This is a genomic window from candidate division KSB1 bacterium (genome assembly GCA_034505495.1).
Taxonomy (GTDB): domain Bacteria; phylum Zhuqueibacterota; class Zhuqueibacteria; order Residuimicrobiales; family Krinioviventaceae; genus Fontimicrobium_A.
Genome location: JAPDQV010000036.1, coordinates 1 through 16,322, shown reverse-complemented (window position 1 = coordinate 16,322; position 16,322 = coordinate 1). Strand labels below are relative to the sequence as shown.

Genomic DNA, 16,322 nt, shown 5'->3' with positions numbered 1-16,322 from the left:
AGCGGCAATGTCATTGACCGCAAGGACGCCGAGTCGGAGAGCAAAACGGCGGGCGTGGCCCTCACCTGGACCCTTTTCGACGGCTTTGACATGTTCATTTCGCATGCCCGATTGCGCGAGCTGCGTTCGATCGGCGAGCTGCAGTTCAAAAGCCGCGTCGAGGCAACGCTAGAACAGGTGACCAAGGCCTATTACGATGTGGTCCAGCAAAAGAACCGACTATCCTCTCTGCGGGATGTCGAAAGGCTTTCCGAAGAGCGCTACCGCATCGTCGAGTCGCAGTACGGTATCGGCTCGGCGTCCAAGCTCGACCTGCTGAATGCTCAGGTTGATCTCAACGCCGACCGCTCCGCCGTGCTGCAGCAGGAAGTGGTCCTTACTACGGTCAAGACGCAATTCAATCAGCTGCTTTCCCGCTCGCCGAGCATCCTTTTCGATCCCGCCGATTCCATCGACATTCGGCCTGATCTTACCCTCGAACAGCTGCTCGAACAGGGACGTGAAGCGAACACGGAACTGCAGATAGCCCGACGCAACAGCCGCCTGGCGAACCTCGATCTCAAATCGATTTGGACCGAGCGTCTGCCGGTATTGACCGCCAATGCCGGGTATAACCTCACGCGTTCGCAGTCGCAATCGGGCTTTATCAACCGCAATGAGACGCAGGGCTTGAACTACGGTCTAACGTTGAGCTACCCTCTGTTCGACGGCTTTAACCTAAACCGCCGTCAACAAAATGCTCAGCTGGCACGGTCTGCCTCGGAACTGCAGCTGGAGAAAGCGGCGCTGCAGCTCGAAACGGATCTGACGCGCGCCTTTCAGCGCTATCAAAATTATTTGGCGCAAGTGAATTTGGAACGGCAGAATGTGCAGGCGGCGAGAGAACATATGGAAATCGCCTTTGCCCGCTACAAAGTCGGTACGCTGACGGCCATCGAATGGCGCGAGGCGCAGCTCAAACACCTCAGCGCCATCGACCGGCTGATTTCGGCGCAGTATCAGGCCAAGGCGGCCGAGACCGAGCTTCTCCGCCTCAGCGGCAGACTCTTGCGGCAGAAATGACGCCGCTTTGCATGACCGGCGTTCGATCGAATGGAAGATTGAACAAGCAGGGGTGGAATTTCGGCAGGCAGGGTCGGCAGAGGTACCGCCTGCCCGCATAAACCAGGACGCCAAGGCTAAAAGACCTTGGCGTCCAAATTCTCATTGTTGCGACCAAACGCCGTTCTCTTACCTCATCCTTGGGTCGCCTGTTCCAAGCGTTTCATAATCGAAAAGATGAATGCGGCCGACAAGAGGCAGCAGGCGACAAAGATTCCCCAAAGTTGCCAAAGCTCCAATTTAGCCCAGAAAAAGCTGCCGACGAACAGCAGCTTGTTGCCGACGGCCGTTGCCAAAAGCCAACCGCCCTGCATGACGCCCTGGAAACGCGCCGGCGCCACTTTGGAGACAAAGGAAAGTCCCATGGGACTCAAAAAGAGCTCGGCGATGGTCAGAATCAGATAGCTGCTGATCAGCCAGTACGGCGAAACGCGCGAGGCATCCGGAACCGGCTTGTACGCCTGCCGACCGAACTCATCGGTAAACTGCAGGGCATAAGGCGACACAGCCTTGAGCGAAGCGAGCAGCACGATGAGAAAACCGGCGGCAGCGATGATCATGCCGATGCCGATCTTTTTCGGCGTCGACGGCTCGAGATTGCGCTTGTTGAGTTGGGAAAACAAGCCCATGATCGGGAAAGTCAAGGCGACGATGAATAGGGGGTTGAAGGATTGAAAGACCTCCGGCGCAATCGGATTGACGGCCTCATTTTGCACAATATAATGTGCAGTAAGGGTTCCGCAGCCGAGCAAAAGTGCCAAGCCGATCAGCTTGAACAGCTTTTGCGGATTGAGAAGCAGCAAAAAGAGTCCCGCCACGGCGCCGATAACCGCCAGCATGGAATTCAAGCGGAAGAACAAAAAGGTTACCGGCCCTACTGCCTTGACGGTATAATCGCGCGCGAAAAATGTCAGCGTAAGGCCGTTCTGGTGGAAGGACATCCAAAAAAAGATCACCACCAAAAAGACCAGAAGCAAAGCGGCAATTCGGGGACGCTCCTCTTTGGTGGAGACCTGCACGATCCACGCCACAAAGCCGATGAAGAGAGCGACGGCAAACGAAATATCGACGTTGCGGGTGATGAGGAAAAGCAGCGCCGCTGAAAGGACAGCCGTAAACAAAGCCGCTGCGCCTGCCAAGGGTTTTTTCTCCAAGGAGGCTGTTTTGACCGCTGTTGTTTTGGCTTTATCGGGCAAATGGCGATGGAAAAAGAGATAGACCAACGTCGACAAGATCATGGCGCCGGCGGCGATACCGAACGCATAGTTGTAGCCGCGCGAAAAAGCTGCAAGATAGGCTTCGGCAAAGGCTTTCAAATCGGCGGCCCCGTTCGGGTTTAGGCTGACCTTTTCGGCAAGGTTCCGGAACGCCCCGACGTCGCTCAGCTCGCCGCGCAAAAAGGCATGGCAGAGGGAAGGCAGGCTCCCGTCGTGCAGAAATCCTTGGGTTTTGAGGAACCAATTCCTTACCGCGGTGGCCGCAAACGGAGCAAAGAACGCGCCGACATTGATACCCATGTAAAAGATCATGAACGCCGCATCGCGTACCTTGGAATAGCGGGGATCATCGTAGAGCTGCCCCACCACGGCTTGCAGATTGCCCTTAAACATTCCGTTGCCGAAGGCAATGGTCAGCAGACCGATCAAGGTAACCGCCAAGGGATTGCCGGGAAAGCTCAGCAGGGCATAGCCGGAGAACATGATCAGCAAACCGATCAAGATAACGGTTTTGTACTTTCGGGTCCAATCCGCCAGCAGACCGCCGACTAAAGCCAGCGCATAGATGGCAAAATAGAACCAGCTGTAATAGCTGCCCGCCTGCTGCTCGCTCAAGCCGTAGCGGGCCTGCAGAAACAAAACCAGGATGGCCATCATGGTGTAAAAACCGAAACGTTCACCCATATTAGTGAAAAACGCTACGAAAAGTCCTTTGGGATGCTCTTTCAGCATAAATCCTCCAAATGGATCGGCAAGTTGTATAAAAAAATTTTATCGAAAAATAATGCAAAGGTTGGAGACGATAGTCAATCGCCCGCAAAAATGCAAGCATTTTCGCCGTATGAAGGGGATGGAAGAAGGGAGGGGAGAAATTGAACGCCGTTGCCGCTCCTGGTCTACAAATCGTTTGCCTTGCGGATGTGAATGTTGCCGCCGGAGGTGCGCAGATAAAGAAGGGGACCGCCGCCGTTCACGTCGGCAGTCAAATGGGTGCGACTGATTTCACCCTGCACCAAAACGGGGAATTCCGTAGTCACCTTGCCGCCGCCGGTTTTGGCATCGAGGGAAAACTTTAAATCCGGAGCAATGTATACGGAGATTGTGCCGCCGGATGTAGTGAGTCGACAATCGTCAGCCGGTTGCGCGGTAATTTTGGCGGTGATGGAACCGCCTGAAGTAGAAGCAGTAATCGCTCCTGCCGCTTCTTCCACAGTTATGCTGCCGCCGGAAGTTGAAGCGTTGACCTGGCCGGCCGCTTTGACAATCTTTAGCGAGCCGCCGGACGTATGGGCCTCCACGGTCCCGTCGACGCGGCCGATGTTGATGCTGCCGCCCGAAGTCCGTACGTCGGCCGACCCCCTGCAGCTTTCCAAGGAGATGCTTCCGCCGGAAGTGCGGCCGGTAATCGGCCCATTGATGTTACCGAAGGTTAAACTGCCTCCCGATGTGCGCGCTTTTACCTCGCCTTTCAAGTCGGAAACGGAGATGCTGCCGCCCGCCGTGACGAGGTCGACGCTGTATTCATGCGGAACGTAAGCAATAATCTGCAGCTGGAGTCGCCAAGGGCGCATGCGGGCAAACCAATCCCGCTGATTTTCGTGTTCAATAAAAACAAAAACATCGTTGCCGCGCTGCTCGAAACGAATCATCAGCTCGTCGAATAGCCGCTGCGCTTCTCTCTCGCTGAGAGGGGAGGGTTTGCGCCTGATTTCAACTCGCACAGCCTCCTGATCGTCTGGTAATATCTCAATTGATCCCAACACTGTTTCGACGGTAAGCGTACCATTAGGGGATACTTGGAAGGACTTGGTAATAAAAAGCTTACCTTCTTCTCTCGCCGCAAGATGTACAGTCGTGAATCCAATGAAAAGAAAAAGCATCTTAAAAGATGAACGTAAAGTTTTCATTTCTTCACTCTTTGTTAATGACGACAATGGTTACGAGGAACATTAAAAATTGTTTCAAATAAAAAAAATTATTTTGCATTTGAATAAAAATATTTGTATCTTCACGTTGGGTAAGGAGTAATTAAAGCGTAATGGGTTGGGGTGGTCTTGGCAGCTTTTTCAGAGTTGTTGGTGCTGCCGGTCACATCATAAAACGTTCTTTAAAATCAATTACTTCTGCAGCCGTTTGCACCCTTTGACTCTCGCTTGTTCTACAATCCGGAATTAGTTTTAGGGCTGTTCTATTTTATTGATTAATTTAGCTCACTGAGAAGCAGTGAAATAATAACTCTGCTTCAGCAGTTATTATTATTGTGACATAACGAGAATGCTCCCGATCGCTTTCCTATTACTATAGTTAATAAACCCTAATCGTGTGAGGGTAAAATGATTACCAAAACTAAAAAGATATTAGAATTCTTGATTAAAAAGTTGGGTGGTTTTCTGCTCTTTTGGATTATTGTGATTGCTTACTGTCTGACTTCCAAGGTCAATGCCGTCGGCGCCTCCGCCCCGACGGTGAACGGGCTATTTCATGGCGACGGCGACTCCGGACGTTACATAAAAATAGCAGTCGAGGCCAACAATCGCGGCGATCTCTACGCTTATACAGACGGAACCAGGCTTTACTTTGCCGTAGTCGTCAGTGATAAGGTAAATGACAATGTGTTCAATGATTTTAACAATCCGCTGGATTACTGCCGGTCCGTCAATTGGCCGATGGGCAAGAACCATTTGGCAAAGGATCTTATTAACTCCGAGCATTTGGGTTTTGCCTTTGCCTGCAATGGGAATTACTATGAATGGTCTCAGGATCTTGCCTATCTAAGCGGCGGCGTATGGGTCTCGAATCATTTGGGAAATGACGGCGGAGGAACGCCGCCTTCCGGCATCAGCAGCGCCAGTTCCACCGCCTGGAATTTCCAAAACAGCAGATGGTGGCAGATTGATCCGACCGCCAGACCCGACGCAACGGATTCGAAAAAGTTTGACGAATGGAAATCGCCGGGATATGCCGAGGGCGGCGCTTTTAATAAAGCCGCACACGGGTATCCCTATTGGGACTCGGCCAATGATTGGGAATGGTTGATTGTTTATGAGCTTAGTTACCCGCATCCGTGTCCGGGCGAATCGTTTTACTTTAATGTGCTTACGGCGCATAATTCACCGCCCAAGGACAATGACCCGGATGTGGTGATTTACGGTTATGATTACGGCGATGCTCCGTCCACCTATCCTACTTTATTGTCTGCAAACGGCGCTCGCCATCTTTTTACTCCAGATTTGCTGCGTCTCGGCCGGTTTATTGACGCGGAGCCGGACGGCCAGCCCGGAGCCAATGCTTCTGCCGATGATCAGGTGTGGAGCGATGATGAGGACGGCGTAACTTTTTCTTCAAATTTGGTTGCCGGACAAACGCAGAGCATCGTAGTAACTGCCTCGGGTTCCGGGTACCTAAATGCGTGGATTGATTTCAATCGCGACGGCGATTGGAATGACGCTGGAGAAAAAATCTTTACAGACACGGCGTTGACGGCAGGATCGAAGGTACTTACGTTTACAGTGCCTGCCAATGCTTCGACAGGAGATACTTATGCGCGTTTCCGCTTCAGTACGCAGACCGGACTTTTACCCACCGGTACAGCGCCGGACGGCGAGGTGGAAGATTACAAGGTGACGATCTTGGCGCCGAACTATGATTTCGGTGATTTACCCGATACAGGCACTGGAAGCGGAGCAGGTAATTATCAAACGCTGCTTTCAGACGATGGTCCGCGTCATCTGATTGTTCCCACCTTACGTCTGGGCAGCTTGATCGATTCCGAAACCAACGGTCAACCCTCAGCCGGTGCCAACGGCGACGACAATAACGGCAGCGATGACGAAGACGCTATTGCCGAACCGATACAGCTTGTGCTCAATACGCAGCCGACGCTGGCCGTTAACGTTTACAATATGACCGGAACTTCGGCTATTCTCACCGGCTGGGTGGATCTGGACCGAGACGGACTGCTCGAAAGCGGCGAAAGTGCATCCGTATGGGTGCCGACCGGTACGAACGGGCCGGTAAATCTGACTTTACCGACCATCACCGGCAGCGAAGGTTTGACGTTCGCCCGCTTTCGTCTCAGCACCCAAAACGTCAACGGCAACGGAACTTTGAATCCTACGGGCGTCTTGATGGACGGTGAAGTTGAGGACTATATTGTGCAGATCTCGACAGGCTACGGTCCGGAAGATCGCGGGGATGCACCGGCATCTTACGGCGAAGCAATTCATACCAATCTCGATTATGACCTGCAGCTTGGCCCGCCGGATTATGCGAACGGCGGTGTTTTGGGCAATGTCGACGGAGAAGACATCAGTTACTACAGTGAAAATGCCGCCGGAGATAACGCGGACGGTGTGGATGACGAAAACGGCGTTTCATCTTTTTCACCGCTCAAAGTAGGACAAACCAGCTATTCTGTAGCTGTCTCCGTTTATAACCAGACCGCCGAAAACGCAATTTTGGTCGGCTGGATCGATTTCAACCGCGACGGCGTCTTTACGGCTGATGAGGGTGCTTCCGCCGTTGTTCCGGCAGGAACCATTGGAACGGTTACTCTAACTTGGACGAATTTAAGCGGCCTGGTCTCCGGAACTACTTATGCGCGTTTCCGAATTGCGCCGGTAGGCTCGGGTCTGTCGACCTCAACGGTTGACGGCACCATTTCCGGCGGCGAGGTCGAAGATTATATGTTGATTATAGAAAATCCCATCGGAATCGGTCTAACCTCCTTTTCGGCAGTCCGCAAAGACAACCGCGTTCTGATCGAATGGCAGGCCGAGACCGCTAAAAGCCGAGCCGGCTATAATTTGTATCGCAGCAACGGCGAGAACAGCCCGTTCATCCGCTTGAACAATAGGTTGATTACGGATGAAGATGCCGTTTCCGCAGGGAAATTCGAATGGATCGATACGGCAGTTTCAAACGGCTTTTACAAGCTCGAAGAAGTCGGAATGGACGGCTCGATCAAGGTGTACGGCCCCATCAATATTACGAGTGCGGCGAATGTTGTTCAAAATCGCATCCCAAAAGAGTATGCGCTGCGGCAAAATTATCCCAATCCGTTCAACCCCGCGACAACCATTCCGTTCGAGTTGCCGGAAGCTGCGGCTGTTAAAATTGCCGTCTATGACATGAGCGGCAAACAGGTGAAAATCTTGGTTGACGGCATCATGGAAGCCGGCACTCATGCGGTGGTCTGGAACGCCCTCGATGACAACAACTCGCCGGTTCCCAGCGGCATGTATATTGTTCGCTTTAGTGCCAACGGTCACCAATCGAGCAGAAAAATGCTGCTTGTCCGCTAGTATCTACTGTAATGAAAAAGCCCTCATAGAAAGTTCTATGGGGGCTTTTTTTTGCCTGTTGGTGCAAATGTCTAAATAAAAAACCCGGACATTCAGGTGGATTCGCCTAGGGGGGGTCAGCGAGATCCGGGGGGAGCTGAATGCCCGGGATTGATATCCATATTGATCGCTAACTTTAACAGTTAAACTTACAAAGAGTTCCTAATATTTCCAAAAACATTTTATCAAAAACATGTTTCGAGTGGTAAATTATTATCAGCATAAAGAAAAAAATTTGTTACGTAAGCTTGAAAACTGTTTTAAATGTTGCAGCAAAATGATACATTACTGAAAAAAAAGGATATTCGATGCAGCTCGTGGGAAAAACGATTTTGATCACCGGTGCTTCTTCTGGGATTGGACGGGAAATAGCTCGACGTTTGGCCAAAAAGCAAAATCGACTGATTCTGATCGCGCGTAGAAAAGAATTGTTGGAGAGTCTGGCCGCGGAGGTCAAGAGCTGCAATGCAGACCTGCAGCTGTTCGCGTGCGATGTCGCGGATTCCGAACAAGTTCGGAAGGTCTGCGGCATGATACGGCAACACAACGACCGCATCGACCTGCTGCTGCTCAATGCCGGTCTTTCCATGCCTTTTAATGCCGAAAAGATCGATCTGCCGGCCTTTCATCGTGTCATGGACGTAAATTTTTGGGGTGCCGTGCATTTTATCGAACAGCTGACGCCCTTGATGATTCATCAGGGCGGCGGAATCATTGCGGCGGTCGGGAGTCTGGCAGGGTATCGCGGCATGCCGCGCGCCGCAGCTTATTCGTGCTCCAAAGCCGCGCTCATGAACCTGATGGACAGCCTGCGCATCGATCTCTATGCGCATCGGATTCGCTGTACGTTGATTTCGCCGGGCTTTGTCGATACGCCTATGACCCAGCCTCGCCAATCACCCATGCCGTTTCTCATGACCGCGGAAAAAGCTGCGCGCATTATTATCCGCGGCATCGAACGCGAAAAAACCGAAATCGCCTTTCCTTGGCCGATGGCCGCCGCAGCGAGCCTTTCGCGCTTCATCCCCGATCGGCTATATTCTCGATTGATGCAGGGCGCTTTGATCAGCCGAAAAAAGGGGGCGACAAAATGACATCGCGAAACGATCATTGCAATTATAACCTCAGGCTTGTATTCGCATTTCGTCAGCTTCTTACGCTGGAGGGCGTGTTGCAACCCGTATTGGCAATGGGATTCCGACAACGGGGACATCGGTAATCAGAGCATTTATGAGAAACCAACCAAGCTTCAAGGGAAAAGTCGGCGGAAACCATTATGCGGATTTTATCGAGGCACTCAGGGTGTACGACAAAAAACTGCTGAATGCATTCGACGTGACGGCAAACCTTTCTCCAGCCTTGGCACATCTCGGCAACATATCTTATCGTCTCGGCCGACAATTGGAATTCGACGCTGATTCGGAAACGTTCGTCAATGACATCCAGGCTAACGCCATGCTGTCGCGCGCCTATCGATCGCTATTCATGGTTCCCGAAAAGGTGTGAGACAAAAAAGCCGTCGCTTTTATTGCGACGGCTTTTTTATTACCTGCAAATACGTTTATTTGATGATCGGACGCAAAATGATGTTGCGATACATTACCTTGCCGTGATCGCCCTGCAGATAGATGGGCCCGGGTTTGAACGGACACGCCTGCAATGCGCCGCCGGTCACGCCGTAAAGCGGCTGATTGTCGATGATTTTTACGCCGTTTAGGATTACTGTAACATGGCGATCGCATAGGGTAATGTCGAACGACTGCCATTCGCCGGCAGGTTTTTCCGCCGAGACCGTCGGAGTAATGCGGCTGTAAATGGCGCCCATGTGATGGCTGTCCAGCCCCAAGCCGTAGCTGTCCATGACCTGCACTTCATAGATGCCGCGCAGATAGATGCCGCTGTTGCTTTTTGCCGGCACATTGACGTCGATTTTCAGATTGAAATCCTCAAACTCATCCACAGTGCGCAGATTGCCGTAATCGACATGCGGCTTGCCCTCCTGCTGAACCGGATCGTTCACCAGCACACCGTCGACGACTTTCCAGCCGTTGGCACGGTTTTCTTCGATCAGCTTCCAACCCGTGAGATCGACGCCGTTGAACAGCTTGATCGGCTTGCCGAACTTGACCTTGGAGAGATCTGGGGCCGGCGGAGGAGGAGGAAGCTTCCTGGCTGTAAAGGTCATCCGATCAACGCCGAGGCCGTCTCCCCTGGGGACAATCTGTTCCCCGACGAGCTGATCGCCGTAAAAGGCAAAGCGGAATTGTTCGGTGCGCATCAGTTCCCGCTTTGGTTCTTTTTTCACGGTACGGCTGCCGACTCGGGTCACCACCAGCGTCTCTCCATCCAAGTAAACGTCGCTGACCGGCACGACGCTGCCGCCGTACCACAAGAGGTCGGCATCCAAATATCCCGCTTCCTGACGAACTTCCAACCAACCCGCACCGTTGGGTAGAAACAGCGCCCATTGGCCGAGAAAAGGCTCAACCGGAGTCGCTGCAGGTAAAAGCGAAGCAACAAAAGAGAAAATCAAAACAGCTGCTGCAGGTTTCATAAAGCCTCCCGAGATAACCGTTGCAATTCAATTTTGTGTTTGTGATTGGAGCAGCTTTATTTAGAAAAATTCGGCGAAATATCAAAGCAGGAAAATGCTCTTGGCGTAAATAAGTGTAATTCGGAGAAACTGCCAAGTGGGTCGTAAAGGCTCAAGAGATCGGTTCACCAAGTATTTTTCGTGCATTTTCAGTGAAACGAGGAGGCGCCGAGTGAAACGCAGCGGCGATGCGTAAAGTAAATTTGCGCCATGCCATCTTACCGGAAATTATTCCTGCAGGTACGGCCATAGTCGATAAAAATGATGAACCGGTCCGTGGCCTTTGCCCAAGGAATATTCGGAGCCGGCGACAATAGCTTCGGAAATGTACTTTTTGGCGCGGCGGACGCTTTCGGAAATTGAGAACCCTTTGGCCAAAAAAGCGGCAATCGCTGAGGCTAATGTGCAGCCGGTGCCGTGGGTGTTGCGGGAGGTAACGCGGGGGCCGCTCAACCAAGTTCCCTGCAGGCCGTGAATCGTCATCTCTAAAAAATAGTCATCGCTGCTTGCGTCTGCAAGGTGGCCTCCCTTCAGCAGGACACTCTTTGGCCCCAAGGCGAGGATACGCCGCGCCGCATCTTCCATGTGCAGACGGGAAGCGATGGTTTCCTCGATTAAGACCTGTGCTTCCGGCAGATTCGGCGTAGCCACTGTCGCCAGCGGCAGAAGCTCCTGTTTCAATGCGGAGATCGCTTCGTCCCGCAGCAGCTTGTCGCCGCTCTTGGCCGTCATGACCGGATCGAGAACGATTTTGCCGACCCCCCAGGCGCGCAGGCGGTCCGCTACCGCGCGGATGATTTCCGGCGAAGAAAGCATGCCGATTTTGACGGCGTCGGCGCCGATGTCCTCGAGCACGGCATCGATTTGCGCAGCAACGAAATTCGGCGGCGCTTCGTGGATGGCGCTTACGGTTACGGTGTTTTGTGCGGTCAGGGCCGTGATGACGGACATGCCGTAGCAGCCGAGAGCGGAAAAGGTTTTTAGGTCAGCTTGTATCCCGGCGCCGCCGCCGCTGTCCGAACCGGCAATCGTTAGGGCGCGATAGTAATGCTTGTTCATCGATTTTTTATTCCTTTCATTTTATGGTGATTTCGAGATCTTTTAACACGACACCGGTTCAGCTGCGAAAGTGATCCCAGCCGTGTTTCTTGAGATCAATCGTTGCGCCGTTCAGTTCATATTCCAATTTACCGGTATGGGTGATCTTGCCGATGCAGGTAAGAGGAAAATCGAACTCTGCGGCAAATGATTCGGCAACCTTTGGGTAAGCCTCGGGGTCGACGGTGCAGAGCAGACAGTAATCCTCGCCGCCCGCAGCAGCCAGCTCCAAACTGTTCCATCCGTTGGCGGCAGCGGTTCGGCGCAGAGCGTCGGATATCGGCAAGTCATTTAGGAGGATTCGCGCGCCGACTTTTGAAGCCTCCATGACGCGCTGCACGTCCGAGTCGATACCGTCGGAAACGTCCATCATAGCGTGCACACCCGGCTGCTGCGCCAGCCAATGTCCCTCTTTGAGGTGCGGGCGCGGCCGATGATGCGCGCGCAACAGCGCAAGACCGTCCTCGTCGGCGGCGCCGTCAAGATCCGACAACAACAGCTGCAGTCCGCCGGCCGAGTCGCCTAAATAGCCGGTCACGCAGATCACATCGCCGGCTTGCGCCGCGCTGCGCAGCTTGAGGTGCGCCGGATCGGCATGGCCGATTACGGCGACATTGATGATAATGGGCCCCGGCGTGCCGGTCGTATCACCGCCGAGCAGAGCCGTACCGCTCTCCTCTGCGAGCGCAGCGAGACCGGCAAAGAATTCATCCAGCCAGGCGACGTCGATCTCTTTCGGCCAGGCGACAGAGAGAAAGGCGGCATTCGGAACGCCGCCCATCGCGGCAATGTCGCTGAGATTGACGGCTAAGGATTTGTGCCCCAGCTCGAATGCTGATATTTTTCGGCGCAAAAAGTGAATATTTTCGACCAAAAGATCGGTGGTAATCAAAAGAGCTCGATCGTTCTGATGAATGACTGCACAGTCGTCGCCGATGCCGAGCGTTCCCGGCGGCAGCTGACGTGTGAATTGCGGGGCGATGCGGTTGATCAGGCCAAATTCGCCCAGTTCTTTCAGCTTCACGACTTTATCTCCTTTGCCTCACGAATGGCGCGACGCAGTTCTTCGGCAGCGGCGCGGGGAGTTTCGGCGGCGCAAATGGCAGAAACTACGGCGACGCCGTCTGCGCCGGCGCGAATGACGTCTCCGGCATTGCCGGCGTGGAGTCCGCCGATGCCGACCAACGGCAGACTGGAAACGGCGCGGATCGCGCGCAGCCCTTCGAGTCCCAATTGATGGGTTAGATCGGTCTTTGTCGGCGTTAAATAGATCGGACTGACGCCAAGGTAATCCACGGGAAGATGCTGTGCGGCGAGGGCGTCCTCTACCGATTCGACCGACAAGCCGATGATTTTGTCTTTTCCCAGCAGTTTCCTGGCGATTTCTGCCGGCATGTCGCTTTGGCCGACGTGCACGCCCTCTGCATCTACGGCCAGTGCGATGTCGAGGCGGTCATTGATGAGCAGCGGTACCCCGGCTCGGCGGCAAAGCGCATGAATCTCCTCAGCGAGAGCCAGAAATTCACGCGTTGAACACTCTTTTTCGCGCAATTGTACCATGGTCACGCCGCCTTGAATGGCCTCTTCGACAAGCTGGGTGAGAGGTCTTCCGGCCGCCAGTTTGCGGTCGGTCACCAAATAGAGTTCGAGCTGTTCGGCCTTCATTTTAATCTCGCTTCGATTTGATGTTCATTCAATGCATAGAGCGCATCATAAAAATGGAGCTGCAGAGTCCCGGGACCTTCGGATTTTTCCGCCGCCAGTTCACCGGCTATGCCCATGACGGCCATGGCATGGGCGGTTGCCGTGAGGGCATCGCGATTGACGGCGAGGAAAGCGCCGATCAGCGCCGTGGCGGTGCAGCCCAGACCGGTCACCCGCGGCATCAACGGATGGCCGTTGGCGATGCGAATCTCCTGTTTGCCGTCGGTCACCACGTCTACGGCGCCGCTGATGCACACCACGCAGCGGTATTGTTCCGCCAAGGCACGGGCAGCGTCGACTGCGTCGGCAGTGGCGTGGCGGCTGTCGACTCCCTTGGTGCGTACATCGGTGTGCAGCAGTGCCATAATTTCCGAAGCATTACCGCGGATGACCGTCGGTGCGACGGCATCCAGGAGCATCCGGCATGTGTCGGTGCGAAGTTTGGTGGCGCCGGCGCCGACCGGATCGAACGCAATCGGGACCTGTATCGAATCGGCTTTGCGCATGGCCTTGGCCATGGAATCGATCCATGGCTTACTGAGCGTGCCGATGTTGATGACCAACGCTCCACCTACCGCACCGGCCAGAGCCACCATCTCTTCGACTTCTTCGGCGGCGTGAGCCATCACGGGAGAAGCTCCCAGTGCCAAAAGCGCGTTGGCGGTCGTGTTCATGACCACATAATTGGTGATATTATGAATGAGCGGCGATTTCTCTCGTATTTTTTCGACATCCTGAAAAATCGACTTGGCGTTCATGAATTGAATCCTTTCTTGATTTCGATTCACATTGTCAGCTGTTTGCGAAAAAGACGTTTATTGAACAATTGCTTGAGAGCTGTAACGGCTTTTCAGGCAGATTTCCGTATTCCCTACGTATGCCAAGCAAAAGGTTCTTCACTCGTTCATGCCAACCCTCCTTATCAAAATAAAAAAGCCGTCAGTAGGGAATGACGGCTCGTGAAAAGATCGAAAATCATGTCTTACCGTTTCCCTACGCTAGTATTACCTAGATCAGGTCATTAGGGTATGCTCTCAGGTCGATAAACGACCACCCCTAACGGCAGCATGAAATTAAAATGATTTTGCTTCAAATGCAATCGTTTTTTCGGGAAAGCAGTTGCGTTTTGTTTTCAAGGTGGCTAAATTGAGTGGTAACGATCGGAGGTGCTAGTGGGTCTGCTTTCACAAATTTTGCTGCCTTTTCAAGGGCAAAGGCTAATCGAATGGTTCAACGACTTGACCGAATTGTGGCACGATACGGCCCCCATCAAGCCGAGCGACACATCCTCGCCGCAAGGGTTGACGCAATGGGTACATTACAAAAACTTTGTCGTTTGGCACTTGGAAGAAAGAGTGCGCAAGGGCGATCTCTCGCCGGAAAAAGTGCTTGAAATTCAAAGATCGATCGATATCCATAATCTGAAGCGCCTGGAGGCGATGGAACAGATTGACATTTGGATCGAAAACGTGCTTGTATCCGCCGGAATTCGACCGGGGAAGGAGGTGGAGGTCAATTCGGAAACAATCGGCAGTATTGTCGACCGCCTGTCGATATTGACTCTCAAAATCTTTCATTTGAACGAGCGAACCAATGCCGACAACACGACCAACGAGGAAAAGCAGGAGATCATTTTGCGAAAGAATATTTTGCTTGAACAGCGCACCGATGTCGCGGCAGCCTTGGATCGACTCTTGTTGGAATATCGGCAGGCCAAAAAGCGCCATTGCGTTTATCGCCAATTCAAGATTTACAACGATCCCAACTTTCACTGGGAAGATTACCTTCATCCTGCCAAAGAGTGAGGCGTTTTTTTATCGATCGGCGCTTCGAAGGCAAATTGTAAAAATATTGCGATTAGGGGAAAAATTTTGCCGGCCGGGAACAGAATCCCTTACAATTTCGTTATAGCAAAGCCGTAAAGAAACAAGCAAAATCGGTTTAACGGCTTGATTATTTGCTTTGTTTTTAATAAATTTCTAATTCAAATTTTCAAAGCCGCCGTTGCATGTTTGCGGCGCGGAGGTGATCATGCAAAAGATATTTACCATTGAGCCGATTGACGCGCTCAAAATCGCCATTCAGTCCGAACAGGAGATGCAGAATTATTATAATCAGGCTTGCGAGCTGGTCAGAGACGGCGATGCCAAAAGCATTCTGCAGGGTTTGGCTGCCCGTGCAGCGGAACATCGAAAAAATACCATTGAGCAATACAGCCGATTCAGCGGAAAAAAGATACTTTTTTTGAATCTCGACAAACGGCATAAATTGAACTCGCTGCAGAGATGTCCGGATTCTCCCAACGAAGCGGTCCGGGTCGCCAAACGCAACGAGAAAGAAATGTACGAGTTTTATGCCACGGTCAGCCGCCGCTTTATCGACGCAGAGCTGCGCGCTTTTTTCCGCAAATTGGCCGGTGAGCACCTTCAACATCATACGCTGCTGGAAGCCTCATTTGTCGAGCCTTTGGCTTTGGATCAGGAGATCGATCAGAATCAGGATCAGGAGAGCGGCTTTAGCGATATCCCCGAAGAGCATCACGAAAATCGATGAGCGTTCGAATAAAAGCTCGTCCGGTGAACTCGCGACGAGCTTTTTTTTGCGAAGATCGCTTCATCGTTGCATTTATCTTCTGATTGTTCTATTTTAATTGATGTATTTTGCAAAGGAGATCGGCTTTGCAGGTTTCGCAAAAACCTATCTACATGGATCACCACGCCACGACGCCGCTGGATCCCGAAGTCTTGGCGGCCATGATGCCTTATCTGACGGAAGAGTTCGGCAATCCTTCCAGCAATACGCATATTTACGGCCACACGGCGCGGCGTGCAGTCGAATCAGCCAGGGAACAGGTCGCCTGCCTGATCAATGCGGCAAGTCCTGACGAAATCATCTTTACCAGCGGCGCCACCGAATCGGATAATTTGGCTCTCAAGGGGATTGTCCGCCAGGCCGGTCGAAAAAATCCCAATTTGGTGACCATCGCCATCGAGCATAAGGCGGTTCTGGATACTGCCATGCGCCTGAAAAAAGAGGGCGTCGATATTCGTTTTGCGAAAATCGATGAATATGGGCGAATCGATTTAGATGATTTACGGCGCAAGATCGATGAGAACACGGTATTGGTTGCGGTTCAGGCGGCGAACAGCGAAATCGGTACCCTACAGCCTCTGGCGGAAATATCCGCAGCGGCGCATCAGGCGGGGACGCTTTTTTTCAGCGATGCCGTACAGGCTTTGGGGCGAATCGATATTGACGTGCGGAAAC

Annotated in this window: 14 protein-coding genes and 1 riboswitch; of the genes, 7 read left to right on the top strand and 7 right to left on the bottom strand. The window is 52.7% G+C overall.

Features of this window, described 5'->3' with window-relative positions; translation table 11 throughout:
• The coding region (locus ONB24_12465; GenBank protein MDZ7316927.1) for a TolC family protein at window positions 1-1,062 on the top strand (1,062 nt) is incomplete at its 5' end.
• 173 nt (window positions 1,063-1,235) lie between these two features.
• Here the strand turns inward: ONB24_12465 and ONB24_12460 are convergent.
• Window positions 1,236-3,050 (bottom strand): MFS transporter, encoded by a 1,815-nt coding sequence (locus ONB24_12460; GenBank protein MDZ7316926.1) that lies wholly within the window; start codon window positions 3,048-3,050, stop codon window positions 1,236-1,238.
• A 164-nt stretch (window positions 3,051-3,214) separates the two neighbouring features.
• Window positions 3,215-4,039, bottom strand: coding sequence for a DUF4097 domain-containing protein (locus tag ONB24_12455; protein MDZ7316925.1), 825 nt, complete (start codon window positions 4,037-4,039; stop codon window positions 3,215-3,217).
• Window positions 4,040-4,651: 612 nt separating this feature from the next.
• Here ONB24_12455 and ONB24_12450 point away from each other — a divergent pair.
• The 3 genes from ONB24_12450 to ONB24_12440 all read left to right on the top strand — a co-directional run bounded on the left by ONB24_12450 (window position 4,652) and on the right by ONB24_12440 (window position 9,166).
• Window positions 4,652-7,621 carry a GEVED domain-containing protein gene (locus ONB24_12450; protein MDZ7316924.1) on the top strand — a complete coding sequence of 990 codons (2,970 nt, stop codon included), beginning with the start codon at window positions 4,652-4,654 and terminating at the stop codon, window positions 7,619-7,621.
• Between the two features lie 347 nt (window positions 7,622-7,968).
• Window positions 7,969-8,754 carry an SDR family NAD(P)-dependent oxidoreductase gene (locus ONB24_12445; protein ID MDZ7316923.1) on the top strand — a complete coding sequence of 262 codons (786 nt, stop codon included), beginning with the start codon at window positions 7,969-7,971 and terminating at the stop codon, window positions 8,752-8,754.
• Window positions 8,755-8,890: 136 nt separating this feature from the next.
• Window positions 8,891-9,166 carry a hypothetical protein gene (locus tag ONB24_12440; GenBank protein ID MDZ7316922.1) on the top strand — a complete coding sequence of 92 codons (276 nt, stop codon included), beginning with the start codon at window positions 8,891-8,893 and terminating at the stop codon, window positions 9,164-9,166.
• A gap of 55 nt (window positions 9,167-9,221) precedes the next feature.
• Here the strand turns inward: ONB24_12440 and ONB24_12435 are convergent, their stop codons facing one another.
• From ONB24_12435 to thiM, 5 genes are all read right to left on the bottom strand, one after another.
• Window positions 9,222-10,214, bottom strand: a complete 993-nt coding sequence (locus ONB24_12435; GenBank protein MDZ7316921.1) for a DUF1080 domain-containing protein — start codon at window positions 10,212-10,214, stop codon at window positions 9,222-9,224.
• A gap of 267 nt (window positions 10,215-10,481) precedes the next feature.
• Window positions 10,482-11,312: a bifunctional hydroxymethylpyrimidine kinase/phosphomethylpyrimidine kinase gene (thiD, locus tag ONB24_12430; protein MDZ7316920.1), complete on the bottom strand. Its 831-nt coding sequence runs from the start codon at window positions 11,310-11,312 to the stop codon at window positions 10,482-10,484.
• 58 nt (window positions 11,313-11,370) lie between these two features.
• Window positions 11,371-12,375: a thiamine-phosphate kinase gene (gene thiL, locus ONB24_12425; protein ID MDZ7316919.1), complete on the bottom strand. Its 1,005-nt coding sequence runs from the start codon at window positions 12,373-12,375 to the stop codon at window positions 11,371-11,373.
• Window positions 12,372-13,016: a thiamine phosphate synthase gene (gene thiE / locus ONB24_12420; protein ID MDZ7316918.1), complete on the bottom strand. Its 645-nt coding sequence runs from the start codon at window positions 13,014-13,016 to the stop codon at window positions 12,372-12,374. The genes thiL and thiE overlap by 4 nt, the downstream gene beginning before the upstream one ends.
• On the bottom strand, window positions 13,013-13,813 hold the full coding sequence (gene thiM, locus ONB24_12415) for a hydroxyethylthiazole kinase (GenBank protein MDZ7316917.1): 801 nt from the start codon (window positions 13,811-13,813) through the stop codon (window positions 13,013-13,015). Before thiM ends, thiE begins: the two co-directional genes overlap by 4 nt.
• Window positions 13,814-14,028: 215 nt before the next feature.
• Window positions 14,029-14,123: riboswitch (TPP riboswitch) on the bottom strand.
• 104 nt (window positions 14,124-14,227) lie between these two features.
• Here thiM and ONB24_12410 point away from each other — a divergent pair.
• The 3 genes from ONB24_12410 to ONB24_12400 all read left to right on the top strand — a co-directional run.
• Window positions 14,228-14,860: a DUF4254 domain-containing protein gene (locus ONB24_12410; GenBank protein ID MDZ7316916.1), complete on the top strand. Its 633-nt coding sequence runs from the start codon at window positions 14,228-14,230 to the stop codon at window positions 14,858-14,860.
• A gap of 226 nt (window positions 14,861-15,086) precedes the next feature.
• Window positions 15,087-15,608 carry a ferritin family protein gene (locus ONB24_12405; GenBank protein MDZ7316915.1) on the top strand — a complete coding sequence of 174 codons (522 nt, stop codon included), beginning with the start codon at window positions 15,087-15,089 and terminating at the stop codon, window positions 15,606-15,608.
• Between the two features lie 125 nt (window positions 15,609-15,733).
• Window positions 15,734-16,322, top strand: a 589-nt coding sequence (locus ONB24_12400) for an aminotransferase class V-fold PLP-dependent enzyme (protein ID MDZ7316914.1), incomplete at its 3' end; no start/stop codon positions are given.

What these genes read in the sequence shown, in the direction of transcription:
- ONB24_12460 (MDZ7316926.1), bottom strand. Translation starts at nt 3,050, where the DNA reads ATGCTGAAAGAGCATCCCAAAGGACTTTTCGTAGCGTTTTTCACTAAT.
- ONB24_12450 (MDZ7316924.1), top strand. Translation starts at nt 4,652, where the DNA reads ATGATTACCAAAACTAAAAAGATATTAGAATTCTTGATTAAAAAGTTG.
- ONB24_12445 (MDZ7316923.1), top strand. Translation starts at nt 7,969, where the DNA reads ATGCAGCTCGTGGGAAAAACGATTTTGATCACCGGTGCTTCTTCTGGG.
- ONB24_12440 (MDZ7316922.1), top strand. Translation starts at nt 8,891, where the DNA reads ATGAGAAACCAACCAAGCTTCAAGGGAAAAGTCGGCGGAAACCATTAT.
- ONB24_12435 (MDZ7316921.1), bottom strand. Translation starts at nt 10,214, where the DNA reads ATGAAACCTGCAGCAGCTGTTTTGATTTTCTCTTTTGTTGCTTCGCTT.
- thiD (MDZ7316920.1), bottom strand. Translation starts at nt 11,312, where the DNA reads ATGAACAAGCATTACTATCGCGCCCTAACGATTGCCGGTTCGGACAGC.
- thiE (MDZ7316918.1), bottom strand. Translation starts at nt 13,016, where the DNA reads ATGAAGGCCGAACAGCTCGAACTCTATTTGGTGACCGACCGCAAACTG.
- thiM (MDZ7316917.1), bottom strand. Translation starts at nt 13,813, where the DNA reads ATGAACGCCAAGTCGATTTTTCAGGATGTCGAAAAAATACGAGAGAAA.
- ONB24_12405 (MDZ7316915.1), top strand. Translation starts at nt 15,087, where the DNA reads ATGCAAAAGATATTTACCATTGAGCCGATTGACGCGCTCAAAATCGCC.